This window comes from Deltaproteobacteria bacterium, from assembly GCA_013151915.1.
Classification (GTDB): Bacteria; BMS3Abin14; BMS3Abin14; order BMS3Abin14; family BMS3Abin14; genus BMS3ABIN14.
The window spans coordinates 1-19,836 of sequence record JAADHJ010000046.1 but is presented as its reverse complement, the minus strand read 5'-3'; the positions used below and the strand labels follow the sequence as shown (position 1 = coordinate 19,836).

Genomic DNA, 19,836 nt, shown 5'->3' with positions numbered 1-19,836 from the left:
TTTTCAGCTCCGCCCGGGATTGCCGCGTCACTCTCGTCTCCCTCGATGCTCCTCGCAATGACAGCAAAATAATAATATAAGGTACGCATTATCCGGATGAACCTAATATCTATTCTTTGCTGACAAGATACTTGACGTTCTTCGCGTTGGCCATCTCCTCCTCAATGGCCTCAGAGGAGATCTCCAGGATTTTCAGGTGGCTTTCGGCGGCGGACTTGATCTGAACCTCGAATTGGGCCCTCAGGCGCCGAATCTCCATGATCTGATCGCTGATTACCGCAAGTTTCCTGTGGGCATCATCGATGGTTCTCTCCGCTTTGAGTTCGGCCTCGGAAATGATCAGCTCAGCCTCTTTTCTTGCGGCCATCTTCATGTCCCCAGTGACCTTCTGGGCGGTAATCATGGTCTCTTTGAGAGTCTGCTCTCTCTGGCGAAGCTCATCCAGCTGGTTTGTCAGTCTGGCAAGCTTTTCCTTAAGTTTGCCGTTCTCACGAATGAGTTCCTCGAATTCAGCCGCTACCATTTCGAGAAAATTCTCAACCTCGCGGGTCTCGTATCCCCGCATCTTCACACGGAACTGTTGGCTTTGTATGTCCAGCGGTGAAAGACGCATTTGTTTTCCCTCTTTTTCTGAGAACGCTGTTAAGTTGTCAAGTTACGCACTGCTGTGTCGATTAAAACCGGGCCGTCCTGCCGGCAACTTAACAATGTAACTACGTCCCCTGTCATTTCAACGACATGGCAATCCCGAGAAGGGATTGGACAAGAAATGTCTGCAGGAAGATGATCACGAAGATGGCTATGATAGGCGAAATATCCACCATTCCAAACTTGAACGGGATGATTTTTCGAATATATCCCAGAACCGGTTCGGTTATCCGGATAAGAAATTGATAGATGGGGTTATATGGATCGGGAGAAAACCATGTGGCAACGGCCCGGATGATAATTATCCACATGTACAGATTCAGGGCGATGCTAAGAATCCTGGCCAAGGCTATGAGAAAGTTGCTCAGAACGAACATAGGCCTGTTTACACCTCCGATTATACATTAAGAATTCCTTTTAACCATATAAGTTGCTGGCGATATTGTCAAACTGTCTTGCACCTGATTTGTGAATAACGGGCGAAGGTTTGACCAATTCCATCCCCGACTGTATCATATTAGATTGATGACTTTGTAAAAAGTCATCAACGCGCCCGCTTAAGGGGCGCCCAAATCGAAGATCTGAAAGGCGGTGGCCATTGAAATACAGAAAAACCATCGGATTCATCGGCGGGGGAAACATGACGGAAGCCCTGGCTGGGGGGATAATACGGGCCGGTATCGTCCCGCCAGACAATATAGTCATCGCCGACCCTCTCGAGGAACGTCGTACTTCCCTCCATAAGAGGTTTGGATTTTCGGTTACTTCCCATAACGAGGACCCGGCCGCTGAGTCCGGCACTGTCTTTCTCGCTGTCAAACCACAGATTCTTCCTGGCGTCATTGAGGAGATCGGCCGGATTCCCGGACCCGGTCAGGTCATCATCTCCATTGCCGCCGGAGTCCCTCTCTCTCTCCTGGAGGCCGGCCTGCCGCTGACCCCTGTCATACGCGCCATGCCAAACACGCCCGCTCTCACCGGAAGCGGGGCAACGGTTATTTCCCCAGGAGGAAGAGTCAAAGAGGACATGATCGCCTGGGCAGGCAAACTTTTTGAGGCGGTGGGCATATGCCTTGTTCTGCCGGAAAACATGATGGATGCTGTTACGGGCTTGTCCGGAAGCGGTCCGGCCTACATATTCCGCATGGCCGAAGCCATGACCGAGGCCGGGACTACTGTAGGGCTTCCACCTGAAGAAGCTTCCAGGCTGGTCACCCAGACGATCCTCGGCGCCGCCATGATGATGACCGCAACAAAGATGGAGCCATCGACCCTGCGCGAAATGGTAACGTCTCCGGGAGGAACAACGCAGGCCGGCCTGAAGGCCATGGCCAAAGCGGGCTTCGAGGATGCGGTCAAAAAGGGTGTCCTGGCGGCCACGGAAAGATCAAGGGAGTTGGGGAAAGGGTAGCGTTAATAGTCCCGGCGGCCGAAAACGGCCGTCCCCACCCTGACAATAGTCGCACCTTCTTCAATGGCAACCTCGTAGTCTCCGCTCATTCCCATGGAAAGCTCCCTGATGCTCCATGGAGGAAAGCCCCGGGCATCCAGATCGTCCCTCAGCTTTTTCAATTTCCTGAAATATTCCCTGGAATCCTCCGGGTCCGCAGAAAATGGTGGGATGGTCATCAGCCCGCAAGGTTTAACACCATCCTCTTCCAGAAGGACGGAAAGGACCTCGGGGACGTCCATGGGCCTGCAGCCGAACTTTGCCTCCTCACCGGACACGCTGACCTGAACCAGCGTCCGGCACACCGAGGAAGCCTCTTTGTAGCGCCTGGCAACCTCTCTGGCCAACCCGATGGAATCGATGGAATGGATCCATTTGAAGAGAAACGGACAATTCCTGGCCTTGTTTTTCTGGAGATGACCGACCATGTGCCACACCAGGTTCTCCGGTAATTGAGGTATCTTTTCCCCCGCCTCCTGAACACGGTTCTCCCCAAAATCAGCCTGCCCTGCGGATGCGGCTGCCCTGATACGATCCACCGGCATTGTCTTGCTGATGGCCAGCAGGAGGATGTCTTCGGAATGCCTGCCCGAGCGTTTGGCGGCACGGTATATTTTTTCCCGAACATTTTTCAGATTTTCGGCTATTCTATTCATTGTATCTTTATATCAGCAGATGGATCATAAATCACCAACATGGTGTGGGATTCATCTCCACCCAGCAAGGGAAATGGTGATTCAACCATTTCCGAAAGGAGGTATGACCGTGGCCATTATCATTACCGAGGAATGTATCGCCTGCGGAGTATGTGAACCGGAATGTCCTAATCAGGCAATATCTGAAGGTGAGATCTACATTATAGACCCGGACCTTTGCACGGAATGCATAGGCGCCTTCGATGAACCGCAGTGCGCCTCGGTGTGTCCGGTGGATTGCTGTGTTCCCGATCCTGACCGCAAGGAAAGCCGGGAGGACCTTCAGTCCAGGTACGAGAGCATTCATTCGAAATAAAATTCAGTGATTCTGCGCCTTGAGCGAGAGATGCGAAAGATTTCCTCCGTGATCTCGTGGCGCCCGTTCGTCACGCTTTAAGCGTGACGAACGGGCGGTGAAATAACGGGATTTGAAGTTTGGGGAAGGTGCGCATTAACCGGATGACACCTAAAAAAGGGCCGTACACATGTACGGCCCTTCGAAATTCTGGCGGGGTCGACGGGACTCGAACCCGCGGCCTCCGGCGTGACAGGCCGGCGTTATAACCAGCTTAACTACGACCCCGGATTTTCAACCTGATTCCGCTCCGGACGCGGATTTTTCCATTTGGTGGGCGGTACAAGGCTCGAACTTGTGACCCCCGGCTTGTAAGGCCGATGCTCTCCCAACTGAGCTAACCGCCCACGGGAAGCCTACTTATAATCGTCTTACCCGTCATTGTCAATAATGACAATATCATGAAAAGCTGGCCAAGGAGCCTAGTGGGCAAGCATCGGGCCTGCCTGGTCCTGCAAACCCTGAGGGCTCCGTCCTCGCAGCGGCGCTATGGGCTTCTCCTCAGTCCGAGGGAGAAGGGCAAGCTCGAGCACCTCATCTACACTTTCCACATCGTGTATGGTCAACCCCTGGAGAATCTCCACGGGAACCTCAGTTAAATCTATCCGGTTCTGCCTGGGAATGGTTACATCCGTTACCCCACCCCGATTGGCCGCGAGGAGCTTCTCTTTCAGCCCACCGATCTTCAGCACACGGCCGCGTAGTGTAATTTCACCGGTCATGGCCATGTTGTGCCTGACGGGTCTTCCCGTAAGGGCCGAGGCGAGAGAGGTGGCGAGGGTGATCCCGGCGGAAGGGCCGTCTTTAGGGATGGCCCCCTCCGGTACGTGAACGTGGATATCCACCTTCTGGTAAAAGTCCCGCGGGAGACCCAGTTCGGATGCTCTGGAGCGAACATAGCTGAGAGCGGCCCTGGCGGACTCCTGCATGACATCCCCCAGTTTTCCCGTTAACGTAAGGTTGCCCTTGCCTTCCATGACGGTTACCTCGATCTGAAGCAGTTCGCCTCCGACCTCGGTCCATGCCAGGCCGGTAGTCAGCCCGATCCGATCCTTCTCCTCAATGAGACCGTGATCATACTTGGGCACACCCAGGTATTTTTTCACCACATTGCTGTTTATACTTATGCGCTTCGCGTTTTCCTTGCCTGCCTTGACAATATCCCGCGCCACCTTGCGGAACACGGAAGCGATCTCCCGCTCAAGATTTCTGACACCGCTCTCCATCGTATAGTTTCGGATGATCGTCAAAAGACCGGCATCCGTGAAGCGTGCGTATTTCCCGGAAAGACCGTTTGCCTTAAGCTGTTTTTTTACCAGGAATTGTTTGGCGATATTGAGTTTTTCCGGTTCCGTGTACCCCGCGATGCGAATAATCTCCATCCGGTCCCTGAGAGGGGCGGGAACGGGATCAAGAGTGTTCGCCGTCGTGATGAACATTACATTTGAAAGGTCGTAATCAACCTCGAGGTAGTGATCCGAAAAAGCGTTGTTTTGCTCCGGGTCCAGAACCTCCAGGAGCGCTGACGAGGGATCGCCGCGAAAATCCATACTCATTTTATCCACTTCGTCGAGAAGGAACAGCGGGTTAACCGTCTCGGCTCGCTTCATGGACTGGATAATCCTGCCGGGAAGCGCCCCAATATATGTCCTCCGGTGCCCCCTGATCTCAGCTTCGTCCCTGACTCCCCCAAGAGACAGACGGACAAAATTCCGGCCCATGGACCGGGCGATGGACTTCGCCAAAGATGTCTTACCAACACCTGGGGGACCCACGAAGCAGAGGATGGGTCCTTTCAGCTTACCCACCAACTGATGAACAGCCAGATATTCCAGAATTCGGTCCTTGACCTTATGGAGACCGTAGTGGTCCTCATTTAGAATACGTTCAGCCTCGGTGATATCCAGCTTATCATCGGTTTTTTTTGTCCAAGGGATGGAGATCAGCCAGTCCATGTAGTTGCGAACAACTGTGGCTTCGGCTGCCATGGGGGCCATCATCTTCAAACGGCGAAGTTCTTTAAGCGCTTTTTCGTTAACCGCTTCCGGCATCTGGGCATCCTTGATTTTCTCCTCAAGTTCCTGGACCTCGGCCTTGGCCTCATCCTTTTCGCCCAGTTCCTTCTGGATGGCTCTCATCTGCTCATTGAGATAATATTCCTTCTGGGTCCTTTCCATCTGGCGCTTGACCCGGCTGCGTATCTTCCTTTCGATCCGGAGAATTTCGATCTCCGATTCCATGATCTGAAGGATGTTCTCCAATCGGCGCGGAACCTCGATGGCTTCCAGAAGATCCTGTTTGTCTTCCAGCTTGATAAGAAGGTGGGCGGCGATGGTATCGGCAAACTTCCCGGGATCTTCGATAATATTGACGGTGGAAAGAACCTCTTGCGGAACCTTCTTGTTGAGCTTTGCGTACCGCTCAAACCGATCGACAATACTTCTCATCAGAGCCTCAAGCTCGGGGGTCATGGGGCAAAAGTAGTCCAATTCCTCATATTCGGAAGAAAAGTAGTCCACCGTCTCCCTGAAAGCGGTAAGACGACATCTCTTCTGCCCTTCCACAAGGACCTTTACCGTCCCATCGGGCAGCCTGAGCATCTGAAGAACGGACGAAAGGGTTCCCACATCGTTGATCTCGTCCGGTGTCGGTTCATCCACCTTCGCGTCCTTCTGAGCCGACAGCAGGATATTTTTGTCCGCCTCCATTGCCACCTCGAGGGCACGGATGGACTTATCTCTGCCCACGAAGAGGGGGACGATCATGTGAGGAAATACCAGGATGTCTCTCAGCGGCAATACGGGCAGCGACTGATTTATAAAAACTTTTTCAGTTTTGTTAGCCATTTGCGAATCACACTCCATTCATTTTACACAGTTATCCCAAACCTTGAAGGGATGTCCTCTCCAGGGTAAGGGATATCGGCCGGGGGGTTACGATACTTTTTTTTCCTCTTCCTCCTCGCCGGAGCCTGATTCGTAAAGAAGGATGGGATCCATACTTAAAAGTACGACATCCTCGTTGACAATGCACTCGCGGACGTTGGGCTGCGAGGGAAGATCATACATGATATCGAGCATTCGGTCCTCCAGAATGGCGCGCAGCCCCCTGGCCCCGGATTTGCGTTCAATGGCCTCTTTCGCCACTGCGGAAAGAGCTCCATCGGTAAACTTCAGTGCTGTATTCTCAAATTCAAAGAATTTCTGGTACTGCTTGACCAGCGCGTTTTTTGGCTCGGTGAGTATCTGGACGAGGGCGTCCTCATCCAGATCGTGCAGGGTGGACACAACCGGGATTCTACCAACAAACTCCGGGATCATGCCGAAACGGATTAAATCCTCCGGCCGCATCTGAGTGAGGATCTGACCGATATTTTTTTCTGTTCTGGTCTTCACCTCAGCCCCGAAACCGAGGCCCTTTTTCCCGATCCTATATTCGATCACCGAATCCAGCCCGACAAAGGCTCCACCACAGATAAAAAGAATATTCTCCGTATCGACCGCGATAAATTCCTGCTGCGGATGTTTTCGTCCGCCCTGGGGAGGCACATTTGCCAGGGTGCCCTCAATAATCTTCAGAAGAGCCTGCTGAACACCCTCGCCGGAAACATCCCTGGTGATGGATGGGTTATCACTCTTCCTTGCCACCTTGTCGATCTCGTCAATATAAACGATCCCCTTTTCTGCGCGGCTTACGTCGTAGTCGGCATTTTGCAGGAGTCTGAGAATAATATTTTCAACATCCTCACCAACGTACCCCGCTTCCGTCAGGGTCGTCGCGTCAACGATGGCGAATGGAACGTTAAGAATCCTGGCAAGGGTCTGCGCAAGCAAGGTCTTCCCTGATCCGGTCGGCCCGATAAGAAAGATGTTGCTCTTCTGGAGTTCAACGTCATCGCTGCTGGCTTCGATGCGCTTGTAATGATTATAGACCGCCACGGAGAGTACTTTTTTGGCCCTTTCCTGGCCTATAACATACTCATCCAGAGCTTTTTTAATCTGTTCGGGCTTTAGCAGATCCTTCGAGATCCTATCGCTCTCCTCACGTTCCCACTCCTCCTCGATAATGTCGGTGCACAGATCCACACACTCATTGCAGATATAGACCGTAGGTCCGGCGATCAGTTTGCGAACTTCATCTTGCGTCTTACCGCAGAAGGAACAGCGGAGGATGGCACTGTTCTTGCCTATTTCTTCACTCATGGTTTCTCCTTCGTGGCTCTAACCGCACTATTCGGAAAGCCGTTGGGAAATCACCCTGTCAACCAATCCATATTTAACGGCCTGTTCGCCGGACATGAAAAAATCCCTATCCGTATCCGCCTCTATAGTCTCAAAGGGCTGTCCCGTACTCTCAGCAAGAATGGTATTCAACTCACCCTTGATTCTCAGGATCTCCTTTGCATGTATATCTATGTCCGACGCCTGCCCAGAAAAACCGCCCAAGGGCTGGTGGATCATGATCCTTGCGTGAGGCAGAGACAGCCGCTTCCCTCTGGTTCCCGCAGACAGGATCAGGGCGCCCATGCTTGCGGCCTGCCCGATGCAGATCGTCTCGATTTCCGATTTAATGTAACGCAGGGTATCGTAGATGGCAAGGCCGGCCGACACGGACCCTCCGGGACTGTTGATATAGATATGTATATCCTTTTCGGGCGCTTCAGCCTCCAGATAGAGGAGCTGCGCGATAATAAGGTTGGAAACATGGTCATCGATGGCGGTGCCTAGAAAGATTATCCGGTCCTTCAGAAGGCGCGAGTAGATATCGTAGGCTCTCTCCCCCCGGGCGGTTTGTTCAATTACCATCGGGATAAGATTCATATCAATGGTCCTCCTGTTCGATTTCGTTTTTTGCCTCAGTTTCCGTGATGACGGCATTTTCCAGTATGTGGTTAAAGACCTTGTCACGCAAGATACTGAAGGTGATCTCTTTAATGGTGCCGTCGGATGAATACTCCTCCTGAAGATCCTCGTAACGTTTACCCGTCTGTGCCGCAGCGTGCCTGACCACAGCGTCAATCTCCGCGTCTTTGGCCTCGATCTTTTCCACGTCGGCTATCTCACTGATGACATACATAAGGCGAACGTGCTCTTTAGCTGTATCTTTCAGCCCCTCCTCATTGGCAAGGATAAGCTCCTTGATCTTCTCGTCGGGAACACCCGCCCGAGTCAGTTTTTCACCATAATCCTGGACGAGAAACCTCAATTCCTTGTCCACCAGAGAGGGAGGAACGTCAAACACATTGGCATCGACCAGCTTGCGTGTCAGGTTTGAGCGCAGGGCGCGCTCGGAATCGGTCCCCCTGATTTTTTCCATATCCTCGCGAACAGCCTTTCTCAACTCATCCACCGTCCTGTACTCACCCACGGTGGAGGCGAACTCGTCGTCAAGATCAGGGATATCAAGTACCTCAATCGCCTTAATGGCTACCGAAAAGTGTACTGTCCGACCTGCCAGGTCCTTGTTGGAAAAATCATCCGGAAAGGGAAGATCGAACTCTTTTTCCTCACCTGCCTTCATGCCCAAGATCTGTGCCTCAAAACCGGGCACCAGTTCGGTTTTACCGATTTGGATCATGTAGTCCTTAACATCCATCCCCTCCACGGGCTCGCCCCCTTTGGTCCCGGAAAAATCAATCCTGGCGATGTCTCCGCTACAAAGCTCCCTGTTCTCCTCAACGGGAACGGCCTCGGCCTTCTGTTCTCTGAGAGAATCGATAAAACTGGTAACATCCTCATCCTTGACCCGGAATATGGGCTTCTCCAGCTCAAGACCCTTGTAGTCGGTAAGCTCGAAAGACGGGGAAAGTTCAACTATGGCCTCAAACCCCAGGGGTTTGTTTTCATCACTTTTGACCTCTGTCAGATATGGACTGCCGAAAGGGATCAGATTATTCTCATCCAGCGCCTTTCGGGTAGCGACGGACACCAGGGAATTTACCGCGTCATCCTTCGCCTCGGCACCATAGATTTTACGGACCATCTCAATGGGTGCTTTGCCCTTGCGAAACCCTTTCAGCGTGGCTCCGGCCCTGATCCGAAAGAGAGCCTTGTCGATCTCCTCCTTAACCGTGTCCCAGGGAATCTCTACGCTCAGTTTTCTCTCCACATCGCTTGTCTTCTCAAGGTTGATCTTCATGAAAAAATTTACTCCTCTCGAAAATGCGGTTAATGAAATATTGATGACTTCTAAACAGTCATCAATGCGCCCGGGGGAAATGCCCAAATCAATGGCCTGCAATGCAAGTCGTTGATTTGTGAGGAAAGTGAAAATGATACTTTTCGCTTTCCGTGGAGAAAAAAGCAACGAATGGACTTTTTACGATCCAATCAATAATGCCTGGCGTGGTGCGAGAAGGGGGACTCGAACCCCCACACCGTCAGGTACTGGGTCCTAAACCCAGCGCGTCTGCCAGTTCCGCCATTCTCGCAGGGAACCATGTCCAAAGTCCAGAGTCCAGTGTCCAGAGGAAAAAAATGGATGCGTGGACGCATGGGCGCAGACCCCGGACCCTGCATACAGTGTCGCAATGCCATCGGCTAGATAAAAATGGTTTCTAACAGGATTACGATCTTTTTGGAAGGGGGTTCCTACCTTTTTCCCCAACATGAAGTGAGGGCCTTTCCCCCGCGAAGTGGCAGGTTGCCACATATTCCGACACTCCAGCCGCTTTCCAGATAATTATAGCCGATCTGGAGACAAAAAGAAGATTTTGGAACATCTTCGCCAGCTTGGGTATTATCTGCTTTCAGAGCATATTAAGGCAGCCTGCGAGGGAAGTCATCTAGGATCGCGGCGGGTATGAAAGTCCAACAGGCGTCCCAGGGTGAAAATCCGCTCGATGAAGTTCTCCTGGAGTTGAGGATTCTTGAGTCTTTCGTCGTCCTCAACCGGGATAAGGGGAAAGTGCTCCATGAAGATGCAGGCGAATATTCCTCGTCCCTTCCTGACCGGTATCCCCTTTTCGTTCAGCACATTGACGCGCTCCATGCCGCTGCTGGGAGAACCGCTTTTAAAGATAAAACCGCGCAGGTCCTCTTTTTCCAACGCCCTGACGCGTTCTCTTGCCCACCGCTGCATCCTGTCGGTGTGGTCCACTCCCGTACGTGAGGCAATAAGACGGGGATTTTCGGGGTCGCCCTCCAGGTGAAACGGCTCCCTGGGGATAGGAAATCCGCACTCGACCTCCGGGCATACCGGGATATATTCGACGAACTTTCCCAGTGTCCCGGTGAGAAAACAATCGAGCCTGTGCCCTCCGTCCCAGCGAACGTTTTCCCCCAGCAGGCATGCGCTGATTCCCAGCCGTGGATGTTCAAGCTCCCGTTCTGTTTCGATCATGTCGATGCGATCCCGATCATTATCATCTATTTTATATCTTCCATGCGCTGATCAACAACTCTTTTCCATCCAGGCCACAAATTCCGGAACAGGGGCGGCCAAGATGGCAAAGTCCATCACGCCGGGGGCGGCAGAGGAAAGGCGCTGATCCGGCGGCCCTCTGTTAAGTAGGCGCGAGCAACTGTGGCATAACTGCAATTCCGCCCATGTTGAACGTTGCAAAACCAACACACTCCATTGGCATTCTCAATTATCAACCCCATAGCCTGATTACAGGTAGCCACCTTTCAGCTGTAGGCGCTCGATGATGATTCGGGGAAGCGCCCACTTTCAGATCAACTCTAAAATTACTTTTATTAACAAGGTATTACAACGCTCTGTAACCACCCCCACCTTTGCGCTGACACCGACAATTGGGTCCCTGCCCCGTCGGTATCCCAGGCCGGTCCAAGACTTTCAAAGCCGTACCTACATTCGGCATGTTTATTGCTTTATATCACATGTTTATATAGGCGAAGCCATATCACCGCCGGATCGAGAAGGCACAGGCGGCAAAAAAAAAGATGGGAGGCAAACGATGATCAATCTGAAACACCACCTGCTCAGGATGGGACGGACGATTTTTCACCAGCGCGATCCTCTCGCCCCCGATGGCGGCATCCCATATTCCCTGGGACCAGGTTCCCATGATCTCGATCCCAGGCCAACCCTGTTTTTTTACTGGCACGAGCCCCTTTCGGCGCTCCCGGTAAAAATTCCAGTGAGGGAAACCCGCGGCCTTCGGAGCTGGTTCTCGAGGTTAGGCCTCACAAAAAAATCGGTCTGAGGAAGATTTTACGAACCCAGGTCCCAAGTACCCCAGGGAAACCTTAGGGTGACCTGGTCCCCCGACATCCTATGGTCACCTGCCTGAAAGCTGCGTTACCAGGGAGCTGCGCAAGCGGGCAGGCTGATCAATGGGAAGGGAATCAAAGCTCCAGTTGCTCTCCCCTGACCAGCAGCCACACGAAAAACGGCCCTCCGAGGAGGGCGGTGATCACCCCGACGGGTATCTCAGCGGGAGCGATGACGGTCCGGGCAAAGGTGTCGCATATGGTCAGAAATGCACCGCCGAAAAGGAGGGTGGCAGGGGCGAGGTAGCGGTGGTCCTGCCCGATTATCAGCCTGCAGATGTGCGGTGACATCATCCCCACAAACCCGATGGGACCGCATACCGAAACGACCCCTCCCACCATCAGAGAAGCGGCAAAGAAAATCCTTCGCCGCACGGACCTGACGTTTACCCCGCGGCTGGTCGCCATCTCCTCGCCGGTAGCCATCAGGTTCAGCTCGTAGGTCAGGTAAAGGATAATGATGACGCCGACGACCACGAACGGCAGCATGTTCAGAACGGATCGGAAACCCACTACCTCCAGGCCGCCCATAAGCCACCGGATGAGGTGAAAGGTCTGGGTAAAATCGCTGATGTACTGGATAAAAAGGTTGACGCTTGAAAAGAAGAAGCTGATAGCCACCCCGGCCAACAGCATGGTTCCGGTTGAGAAACCGGATCGAAGTTGAGTCAGGCCATATACGAGAAGGATCGAAAGCATGGCTCCGATAAAGGCTGAAAGCGATATGCCGGGAATTCCCAGCAGGGCGACCGGCAGTCCAAAGCGGATATAGGCGGCCGCGCCGAGGGCGGCCCCGGATGACACGCCCAGGGTAAAGGGCGTCGCAAGGGGATTTCTGAAAAGCGCCTGAAATGACATGCCGCTTACCGCCAGGCCGACCCCCCCGAGAAAGGAGACAAACACCCTGGGCACGCGCAGCCTCCAGAATATCTCACTCTCCCTGCTCCAGGAAGAGGAATGTATAACCGCATCCAGCGGAATTGTCCGCATCCCGATCAGCGGCCCGACTGCCAGCGCCAGCACCGCCAGGAGAGCCAGAGCAAACAGGATGCAGACCCTGCGGCTGCCCGTCATTGCCGCACAACATCCTCCGGGAGAACGATCATCCGCCCGGATTGAGGGTGTGGGGTGAGGAGGAACCTCCTGTCGTAAATCGCCTCGAGGATGCTGTTATTCATGAGACCGGCCGGTGGACCTGCAAACCGCACCGACCCTTCCCGCAGGGCGACAACCCGGTCACCGTTGAGAACCGCGCTGTTGATATCGTGCGTAACCGAAACTACGGTAATACCCTCCTCCCGGTTCAGCCTTGCCAGAATTCCCAGGACCTCCTCTCCGTGCTTCGGATCAAGAAAGGTTGTAGGTTCATCGAGCAGGAGCACTTTCGCCCCCTGCGCCAACGCCGCCGCGATGAGCACCTTCTGGCATTCCCCTCCACTAAGAGTCCCCATGGGCCGGTGATAAAATCTTTCGGTTCCTGTGAGCTTCATGGCCTTTTCAACTATCTCGCGATCCCCGGGCTTCAACGCCGAGAAAGGGCTCAGGTGGGGATAGCGCCCCATGAGAACGAACTCACCCGCTGAAAAGGGAAGCATCCGCATATCGGCCTGTGGTACATAGCTCAACAGTTTTGCCAGTTCTTTTTGCGAATATTCCTCCAAAGGCCTGCCCGACATTCTTATTACGCCTTGACCGCCGATGTTGATCCGGTCCAGGCACTTGAGCAGCGTCGTCTTGCCCGCCCCATTTGGACCGATAACACAAAGATACTCCCCCTCATATACGCACATGGACACGTCATGGAGAATACCTGTCTGTCCAATACGGTAGGAATAGTTGACAATCTCAATAATCCTGCGTCTTGTCATCGTCACTCCCAGCGAGCCTCCGGGTGTATCACTCTTGCCATCTCCTCTAAGAGCAGGACGAATCGGGGTCCGGGTATCACCACGTAATCCTCGTTGAACACGTAGACCCGACCTTTTCGCACCGCGTCCAGCCTGGGGATGGAACGCCATTTTTTCATCATCTTCTCGTCTGTCTGAGTGTCCGTCACGTCGGGGACCATTTCGATTATCACCTGGGGATTGAGCCTGGCGACTCCCTCTGCAGAGAGGGCCGGGAACTTCAGAGTGTCTTCGGTATACGCGTTTTTCCCCCCGGCCATGGAGATGAGTTCGTCGTAGAATCCGTCCTTTCCCGAGATATAGACCGCTCCGGCCGCTCCAGTCTGAAGGTTTCTTCCCACCGCCACCATAACGCTGGGTCGAGTGAGACCCACTGTCAGGTTTTTTACACGTTCGATCCTCTTTCCGATTGTCAGCAGGATCTTTTCGGCCGCCTCCATTTTACCGGTCTTTTTGCCGATCAACCGTATTGATTCCATGATCCCGTCAACGCTGCTGTGGTCCACCGTAAGGGTCTCGATTCCAAGCCGCTTCAGGTTTTCACGTGGTTTGTCATGCTCCTTCAACAGGACCACCAGGTCAGGATTGGCAATGATAATCGCCTCGTAGTTGATGTCGAAGTATCCCCCTATTTTAGGTTTTTCCAGCGCCTCGGGTGGATAGTCGCAGTACCGTGTCACCCCGACGACCCTATCACCCAGGCCAAGCGAGAAAAGTACCTCCGTGATGCTGGGGGCCAGTGATATGATGCGCCTGTATTGTTGAGGCCGAGGGGGCTGCGATGGGGACCGATCCAGGTGGGCAATATTTGGATTCGAGGGCTCCTGTTGGCTGAAACCACGTACAAGGAAGCCTCCCCCGGTCAGAAGGACAATGGTTGTAATGAAGATCAGGGCGCGCCGCATGTCAATACCTCGCGTCCGTCATCCTGAAAGAATAGGCGATTTTTCTCGTGGATGACACCAGAATGCCTGCCTCGCTCGCAGGTGAAAAGCGGGCTTTTTGAAGGGCCGTTACGGCCGATCGGTCAAGCATGGAAAAACCGCTTGACCGGACTACCGAGACGGCGCCCAAACGCCCGTCGCTTCCGATCCTCACCGAGAGGATGACTTTCCCTTCCTGGCCGCGTCTTCTGCACCAGTCCGGGTAGACCGGTTCGGGAAGGTCGATGGCCTCTGCCCTGACGAAATCAACACCCGGACCATCGCTGGAGAAACTGCCCGGGAGGCCCAGCCCTGGGAGGCCGGCCACATAGGCAAGCATGGGCTGCTGCAGTCCCGTCGGGCCGGTTTGGTACGCGGGACCCCGATCATCGGCATCATCACTGGAACTTTCAGCCGGTTCAACGGGTGGCGCATCCTTTCCGGCCATTGAGGTCCCATCATTTTCGTGGGATGGAAGGGGTGGAGGAGGCACAGGGATGTTCACCGTGGGCGACGCGATTCGCTCCTGGACCGCCCTGGATTTATGGGCCGGCATTGCCGGCGATTTTGAAACTGTACTTACAGTTTCCCGAACATCCCGAACATGGGGATGGCGGTCACCGGGAGTTCCTGATTCCCCGGAGCCTAATGACACTATATCCACGACTATCGGCCCGACAGCCGGGTGGGGAGGAGGGATCGCTCCTCCCCACCCGGACCGTCCCAGAACCAGGGCGATAATGGCCAGGTGAAGCCCAAGCGACAGGGAAACGGGCCATAAAACAGAGTCGGTCCTCAATTTTGATCGGGTCGTAAAAAGTCCATCCATGGCTTTTTACTCCACGGAAAGCGAAAAATGTTATTTTCACTTTCCTCACAAATCAACAACTTGTCCCGCAAATCGATGACCTGCGGGACAAGTCATTGATTTGAGCCTCCTTCAGTGGGCGCGTTGATCGGGCCGTAAAAAATTCCATCATAATTCGGCCTTGAAACCCAGGTATCCCGAGATACCCGGCGTACCGTAGCCGAGAACGGTCTGGTAATCCTCATCCAGAAGATTTTCCACCCTGGCCGTAACCTCGAAACCATCGGCGAGGCGGAATGCGCCCAACAGGTTGACAAGTGTATAGCCGTGCAGCGTCACCCTGACGGGCATGTAGGTTGGTGGCGGAAAATCGAGGTCCTCGTTGGCACCGACATAGAGAACATCGATCCCGAGGCGATTCCCCTTTGACGGGTTGTAGTCCGCCGCAAACTCGATACTGTCCTGGGGAACGCGGAGCAGTTTCTCTCCGGTTGCCTCATCCTCCGACCGCGTGTATGTGTAGTTGAGATTCATCGTAACCGCATCCGTCAGGAGCAGTCTGGAGGTAAACTCCAGGCCGCTGGTATTGGCCCCGAGGGTGTTCTGGTAGAGCATCGTCCCGAAGTCGAAGTCGATGAGATTGTCGAACCTGTTGTCAAAATATGTCAGTCCAAGAGAAGCCCTGCCATCCATAAGATCCTGGTCCACCCCGACATCCCAACTGCCGCTCTCCTCCGGCTGAAGGCCCGGATCTCCGTATATGGAGAAAAGCTGGTAAAGAGAAGGGGCCTTGAACCCCGTCCCGTAGGTAGCTCTCAATTTGGTTCCCGTCCCATGCAGCAGATAGGCGCTTGTCAGGCGATAGGTCACCTGTGTACCAAAGTCGCTGTGGTTGTCCACCCTGGCTCCCACCGTGGTGATGAATCTTCCGCCCGCGTCATTTTGCTCCAGAAAGTAGACGCCTGTCGTACGGGCCTTCTTCTCGTCAAAGGTGTTCGTCTTCCCCCTTTCCTCCTCGGTCTCCGCGCCGATAGTCAGAGTGACGATTGGACTCAGGTAAAGGTTGTTCTGCCAATCCAGCTTGACGAGGCCGCTGTCGAACTCACTCCTGGAGGGCGGGTTGATATCGTTACGGCGGTTGTCCGTGTAGGAGACGCCCACAATCTGCTCCCAGGCGCCGTCGGCCAGGGAGATGGTCCCCTGCCCACGCATAACGAGTTCCTTCGTACCCGAAACGTGGTCCGGGTCATCTCCAAAGGCTCCACCGAAATTGTCCAGGTCGGCCTTTGCGCTGGAATATCGAAAAATGAGATCCAGCCCAAGCCTGTCGGAAGGCACAATGCCGATCCTCCCCGACCAGGTGGTATTCGTGTAGCCGTCCTTCTCCAAATTCCCGTCATCCTCGTCGGCGGCGGATATTCCTCCCGTGTCGAAGTGTGAAAGGGAAAGGGAATAGTCTCTCATCCCCGTCGCCCCGCTGACATCGATGTACCCCCGGTAAGTCCCAAACGAGCCTGCCTCCCCTGCTATCGCAATATGGGGTTTTCCCTTGCCCTTCCTGGTGATGATGTTTATGACGCCGCCTATCGCATCGGAGCCATATAGGGGGCTTTGCGGACCGCGCAACACCTCGATCCTCTCGATGTTGTCCGTCGTCAAATTAGCGAAGTTGAAGATCCGCCCCGTAGAGATGGGATCGTTGACCTCCACACCATCAATGAGGACCAGGGTATGCCCCGATCTTGCTCCCCTGATGAAAACCGTGGCTGTCTGTCCCACACCACCGTTGATGTTGATTTTTATTCCCGGCACCCCTTCAAGGGCCTCCAGAACGGTTTCGGCTCCTTTTCGCTGGATATCCTCGGCGGTGATGACCGTCATCGAACTTGCGATCTTCTCCAGGGGAGTCTCAATGCGGGTGGCTGTTACCACGACCTCCTGAACGTCTTCCTCGCCGGTCCCTGCCCAAAGGTAAGTTGGATTAGAAAGTACCATGGCCAGGACACCCATGATCAGCGCAGTTATCCTCATTTCGTCGCTCCTTGTCCGGCCATGTCATGTCATCTTCACACAGAGACAAAAAAACCCCGGACCTCTTCATTGAGATCCGGGATGCCGTTTTTCATCCGTCTCTGGCTGCGGTCAGACCCCGGCCGCGAGGGTTCCGTTCGCTTCATTCCACAGGCAGGTCTTCTGGCTTCCGGATTACCCTACTCGCCGCGCCTTCCCGATGCAAAACCAGGATCACCTTTCGAAGTGCTGCTCTCTCAGGGTGATTTTGCTTCGCAGAATCAGTGGCTTTGATGCGGCTTTCGTCCCCGGTTACAGCGGCGGGTCCGCGACGGCTTCTAACCGTCTTCCCTTAGCCTGTACGATTGACAGTAAAACACCGGCGTTGGGATGTCAAGGAGACCCTGCCCTGTAAGGTGGGAGGGGCCATGGGCAAGAGGCGAAGATTGGGCTAAAATCACTTTGCGCGAAGGTGCGCTTCCCGGAGGAACAGTCCCAGGTCCGGTCTGTCAGTGAAAATTCCGGATACCCGCTCCTCCGCAACCAGGCCCCTGATGATCTTACGGTCGTTGGCGGTCCAGACGTAAATCGGCATGTCAAGCCGCCGGGCCGTTCGTAAAAAACCGAATTTCAGAAGCCTCTGGTCCACGGCGAGAAAATCCACCCCCGTGTCATGGACCCTTTTCTCGGGAAAGAGTGATCGGGGAAGCCCTCTTAAAGGCCTGCTCCCCAACACCAGGCCTGTGGCAACTGCAGGAAAACTTTTCTTTATAGTCCTTACCGCCGAATCGATGGAAGAGGAGAAAATCACGTTGTCCGGCTTGAAATGCTCCATGGCCTTTTCCACAACCTGATCTTCGTATCCGTCTTCCTTCAGCTCAATATTCAGCCGGATTCTGCCGCCCAGGTATTGAACCGTCTCCTCCAGGGTGGGGATAAGATACCCATCATCCACGGCCGCCGCGAAGATCTCTTCCGCGGTCAGATTTCTGAGTAATTTCCCTTTGAACATCCTGTCATGGTGGATAATGAGAACCCCGTCGGCGGTCCTGTGGACATCCAGCTCGATCATGTCGGCCTGCATCTCAATGGCAACCCTGAAGGCTTTGATTGTATTCTCGTGGGCGTAGGCTGAGGCGCCTCTGTGGGCTATGATCAGCGGCTTATTCACCATGGGTCTCCAATTTCTCAATACTTCACAGCTATCACGCCGCCAATGGAGACGGCAAGGGCCAAAACGGCTCCGGCGTAAAAGGGTCCCGCGATTCCCCACAGTGTGTAGGCGACACCCATGACCAGAGGCCCGGCGGTCTGCCCCAGCCTGAGCACCATGCCGTTAACCGACATGATAACCCCCCGATGCTCGATGGGAGCGAAACCGGCCATGAGGGACATTATAGCCGGTATGTTCATCCCGTGGCCCAGGCCGAAGATCACAGCCGGGAGGGCGTAAAGCGACACGGATGAAATTGCCGGGATAAGAAGGAGGGCCGCGCCATAGAATAGAAAGGCCGCCTTGATCAGGTTTTTCTCACCAAACTTCGCAGATAATCTCCCCATCTGGGTCGAGGTCAGGGCGGTGCTTACCGACATGACCGACATGAGGAGCCCGATGGTCATGGTAGAGGCCCCAAACCTTGCACTCGCCATGAGTGGGAAAAATGTCAGCAGGGAACCGTAAAGGATGATGAAGGTGGCGATGCCTACCAGAAAAACACCCAGAACATCCTTGTTTTTCAGAACTCCCCATGCCCCTTTGAGGTAGTCGACAAAATTTTTGCCCCCTTTCGGTTCAGGATTTTCCAGGTGGAAAAGAGCCGCATAGGCCACCGGCAGTGCCAGCAGGGGTAGGAAAAAGGGATAGTACCATCCAAAAAGGGCCATGGCGCCCCCAATGGCCGGATAGCTTGCGGTGCCCACCGACAGGACGGTGGCGTTGTAGCCCATGGCGGTCGCCCTCTCCTTACCGGGGAAGAGATCACCGATGATGGTACCCGCGAGAGATGCCAGTGCGGCGGCTCCGGTCCCCTGAAAGAACCTCAGAACGAGCAGGACATGGAAGCTTCCGGCAAACCCGCACGCACTGCCCGCCAGACCGAAAAGGAGCAAGGAAGGGACGAGTATTCTTTTCCTTCCGTATCGGTCCGCCAGGACGCCGAGAAAAGGAGCCAGGATCATGCCCGGAAAGGTAAACGTGGTGATGAGAAGCCCCACCTGCCGCGGTTCAATTCCCAGGTCCCTGATGATTCGTGGAAAAGCGGGGGTGATGCTGGCCACACCCAGAACCGATATGAGGGTCACGCTGAAGATGATACGGAGGTTCCGATCACGCCGGATTTTGCCCTGATCACTGCGGTCCAACGCTCCGGACCTGAATTTCAAGGGAATCCCCCATTTTTACCGCAGGATGATTTCACTGTCCCCAAGTCTACTGTAACACCGAGGCATATGCCAGAAACAACTACGGCATCCCGCGAAAAAAGGTTTTCTGCCTAAGATACAGGCAACCGCTCCTCTGTGATGAATGCCGTGTAATTGTTCAAATCGGACGCCGGGGAACGCGCCTTTTTCTTTGTATGGCTGCAGGGCATTAACGACTATCTATTTGAAAAACAAGGCATTTTAGACCGACAGCACCTGTTGCGGACTAACATGGCACAGCCCTTGCCTTTTTGAGGACGGCCCCGATAACGGGGCCCAACAATCCTTTGAGAGGGGGGAACAAAGAAAATGAAATACATCATCGCAATTATCAAACCTGGAAAACTGGACGAAGTCCGGGAGGCCCTCACTTCGCTGGGGGTCA

The 19,836-nt window shown here is 54.1% G+C and carries 19 protein-coding genes, 3 tRNA genes and 1 riboswitch; of the genes, 4 read left to right on the top strand and 18 right to left on the bottom strand.

Annotation, left to right across the window (positions count from 1 at the left end):
* Positions 1 to 109: 109 nt before the first annotated feature.
* Together GXP52_09145 and GXP52_09140 are read right to left on the bottom strand one after the other, a co-directional pair.
* The gene (locus tag GXP52_09145; protein ID NOY87450.1) at positions 110 to 613 is read right to left on the bottom strand and encodes a DivIVA domain-containing protein; all 504 of its coding nucleotides are present in this window, start codon (positions 611 to 613) and stop codon (positions 110 to 112) included.
* Positions 614 to 725: 112 nt separating this feature from the next.
* Positions 726 to 1,025, bottom strand: coding sequence for a YggT family protein (locus tag GXP52_09140; protein ID NOY87449.1), 300 nt, complete (start codon positions 1,023 to 1,025; stop codon positions 726 to 728).
* Between the two features lie 221 nt (positions 1,026 to 1,246).
* Between GXP52_09140 and GXP52_09135 the strand changes: the two genes are divergently transcribed.
* The gene (locus GXP52_09135) at positions 1,247 to 2,059 is read left to right on the top strand and encodes a pyrroline-5-carboxylate reductase (protein NOY87448.1); all 813 of its coding nucleotides are present in this window, start codon (positions 1,247 to 1,249) and stop codon (positions 2,057 to 2,059) included.
* Positions 2,060 to 2,061: 2 nt separating this feature from the next.
* Here the strand turns inward: GXP52_09135 and GXP52_09130 are convergent, their stop codons facing one another.
* Complete coding sequence (locus GXP52_09130; GenBank protein NOY87447.1) at positions 2,062 to 2,754, bottom strand: YggS family pyridoxal phosphate-dependent enzyme; 693 nt, start codon at positions 2,752 to 2,754, stop codon at positions 2,062 to 2,064.
* Positions 2,755 to 2,863: 109 nt separating this feature from the next.
* Between GXP52_09130 and GXP52_09125 the strand changes: the two genes are divergently transcribed.
* A complete protein-coding gene (locus GXP52_09125; protein NOY87446.1) occupies positions 2,864 to 3,109 on the top strand; it encodes a YfhL family 4Fe-4S dicluster ferredoxin in 246 nt (81 codons plus the stop codon).
* A gap of 190 nt (positions 3,110 to 3,299) precedes the next feature.
* On the opposite strand, the gene GXP52_09120 is transcribed toward GXP52_09125, so the two are convergent.
* The 8 genes from GXP52_09120 to GXP52_09085 all read right to left on the bottom strand — a co-directional run bounded on the left by GXP52_09120 (position 3,300) and on the right by GXP52_09085 (position 10,489).
* Positions 3,300 to 3,376: transfer RNA gene (locus GXP52_09120), tRNA-Asp, on the bottom strand.
* A gap of 43 nt (positions 3,377 to 3,419) precedes the next feature.
* Positions 3,420 to 3,495: transfer RNA gene (locus GXP52_09115), tRNA-Val, on the bottom strand.
* 75 nt (positions 3,496 to 3,570) lie between these two features.
* Positions 3,571 to 5,994 carry an endopeptidase La gene (gene lon / locus GXP52_09110; protein NOY87445.1) on the bottom strand — a complete coding sequence of 808 codons (2,424 nt, stop codon included), beginning with the start codon at positions 5,992 to 5,994 and terminating at the stop codon, positions 3,571 to 3,573.
* Positions 5,995 to 6,081: 87 nt separating this feature from the next.
* Complete coding sequence (gene clpX / locus GXP52_09105) at positions 6,082 to 7,350, bottom strand: ATP-dependent Clp protease ATP-binding subunit ClpX (protein NOY87444.1); 1,269 nt, start codon at positions 7,348 to 7,350, stop codon at positions 6,082 to 6,084.
* A gap of 27 nt (positions 7,351 to 7,377) precedes the next feature.
* Entirely contained in the window at positions 7,378 to 7,968 is a 591-nt protein-coding gene (gene clpP / locus GXP52_09100; GenBank protein NOY87443.1) for an ATP-dependent Clp endopeptidase proteolytic subunit ClpP, read from the bottom strand.
* Between the two features lies 1 nt (position 7,969).
* Positions 7,970 to 9,286: a trigger factor gene (tig, locus tag GXP52_09095; GenBank protein ID NOY87442.1), complete on the bottom strand. Its 1,317-nt coding sequence runs from the start codon at positions 9,284 to 9,286 to the stop codon at positions 7,970 to 7,972.
* Positions 9,287 to 9,493: 207 nt separating this feature from the next.
* Positions 9,494 to 9,578, bottom strand: a tRNA-Leu gene (locus tag GXP52_09090).
* A gap of 350 nt (positions 9,579 to 9,928) precedes the next feature.
* Positions 9,929 to 10,489, bottom strand: coding sequence for a DUF523 domain-containing protein (locus GXP52_09085; GenBank protein NOY87441.1), 561 nt, complete (start codon positions 10,487 to 10,489; stop codon positions 9,929 to 9,931).
* Positions 10,490 to 11,066: 577 nt separating this feature from the next.
* Between GXP52_09085 and GXP52_09080 the strand changes: the two genes are divergently transcribed.
* Positions 11,067 to 11,315: a hypothetical protein gene (locus tag GXP52_09080; protein ID NOY87440.1), complete on the top strand. Its 249-nt coding sequence runs from the start codon at positions 11,067 to 11,069 to the stop codon at positions 11,313 to 11,315.
* A 142-nt stretch (positions 11,316 to 11,457) separates the two neighbouring features.
* On the opposite strand, the gene GXP52_09075 is transcribed toward GXP52_09080, so the two are convergent.
* The 7 genes from GXP52_09075 to GXP52_09045 all read right to left on the bottom strand — a co-directional run bounded on the left by GXP52_09075 (position 11,458) and on the right by GXP52_09045 (position 19,391).
* Complete coding sequence (locus tag GXP52_09075; GenBank protein ID NOY87439.1) at positions 11,458 to 12,456, bottom strand: iron ABC transporter permease; 999 nt, start codon at positions 12,454 to 12,456, stop codon at positions 11,458 to 11,460.
* Positions 12,453 to 13,250, bottom strand: coding sequence for an ABC transporter ATP-binding protein (locus GXP52_09070; GenBank protein ID NOY87438.1), 798 nt, complete (start codon positions 13,248 to 13,250; stop codon positions 12,453 to 12,455). Before GXP52_09070 ends, GXP52_09075 begins: the two co-directional genes overlap by 4 nt.
* A gap of 2 nt (positions 13,251 to 13,252) precedes the next feature.
* Positions 13,253 to 14,194 carry an ABC transporter substrate-binding protein gene (locus tag GXP52_09065; GenBank protein ID NOY87437.1) on the bottom strand — a complete coding sequence of 314 codons (942 nt, stop codon included), beginning with the start codon at positions 14,192 to 14,194 and terminating at the stop codon, positions 13,253 to 13,255.
* Position 14,195: 1 nt separating this feature from the next.
* The gene (locus GXP52_09060; GenBank protein NOY87436.1) at positions 14,196 to 15,041 is read right to left on the bottom strand and encodes an energy transducer TonB; all 846 of its coding nucleotides are present in this window, start codon (positions 15,039 to 15,041) and stop codon (positions 14,196 to 14,198) included.
* Between the two features lie 147 nt (positions 15,042 to 15,188).
* Complete coding sequence (locus GXP52_09055) at positions 15,189 to 17,051, bottom strand: TonB-dependent receptor (protein ID NOY87435.1); 1,863 nt, start codon at positions 17,049 to 17,051, stop codon at positions 15,189 to 15,191.
* A gap of 134 nt (positions 17,052 to 17,185) precedes the next feature.
* A riboswitch (cobalamin riboswitch) is annotated at positions 17,186 to 17,429 on the bottom strand.
* A 58-nt stretch (positions 17,430 to 17,487) separates the two neighbouring features.
* Positions 17,488 to 18,204, bottom strand: a complete 717-nt coding sequence (locus GXP52_09050; GenBank protein NOY87434.1) for a glycerophosphodiester phosphodiesterase — start codon at positions 18,202 to 18,204, stop codon at positions 17,488 to 17,490.
* A 14-nt stretch (positions 18,205 to 18,218) separates the two neighbouring features.
* Positions 18,219 to 19,391 (bottom strand): MFS transporter, encoded by a 1,173-nt coding sequence (locus GXP52_09045; GenBank protein ID NOY87433.1) that lies wholly within the window; start codon positions 19,389 to 19,391, stop codon positions 18,219 to 18,221.
* 369 nt (positions 19,392 to 19,760) lie between these two features.
* On the opposite strand from GXP52_09045, the gene GXP52_09040 reads away from it, so the two are divergent.
* Positions 19,761 to 19,836: P-II family nitrogen regulator (locus tag GXP52_09040; protein NOY87432.1), on the top strand; the 76-nt coding region annotated here is incomplete at its 3' end.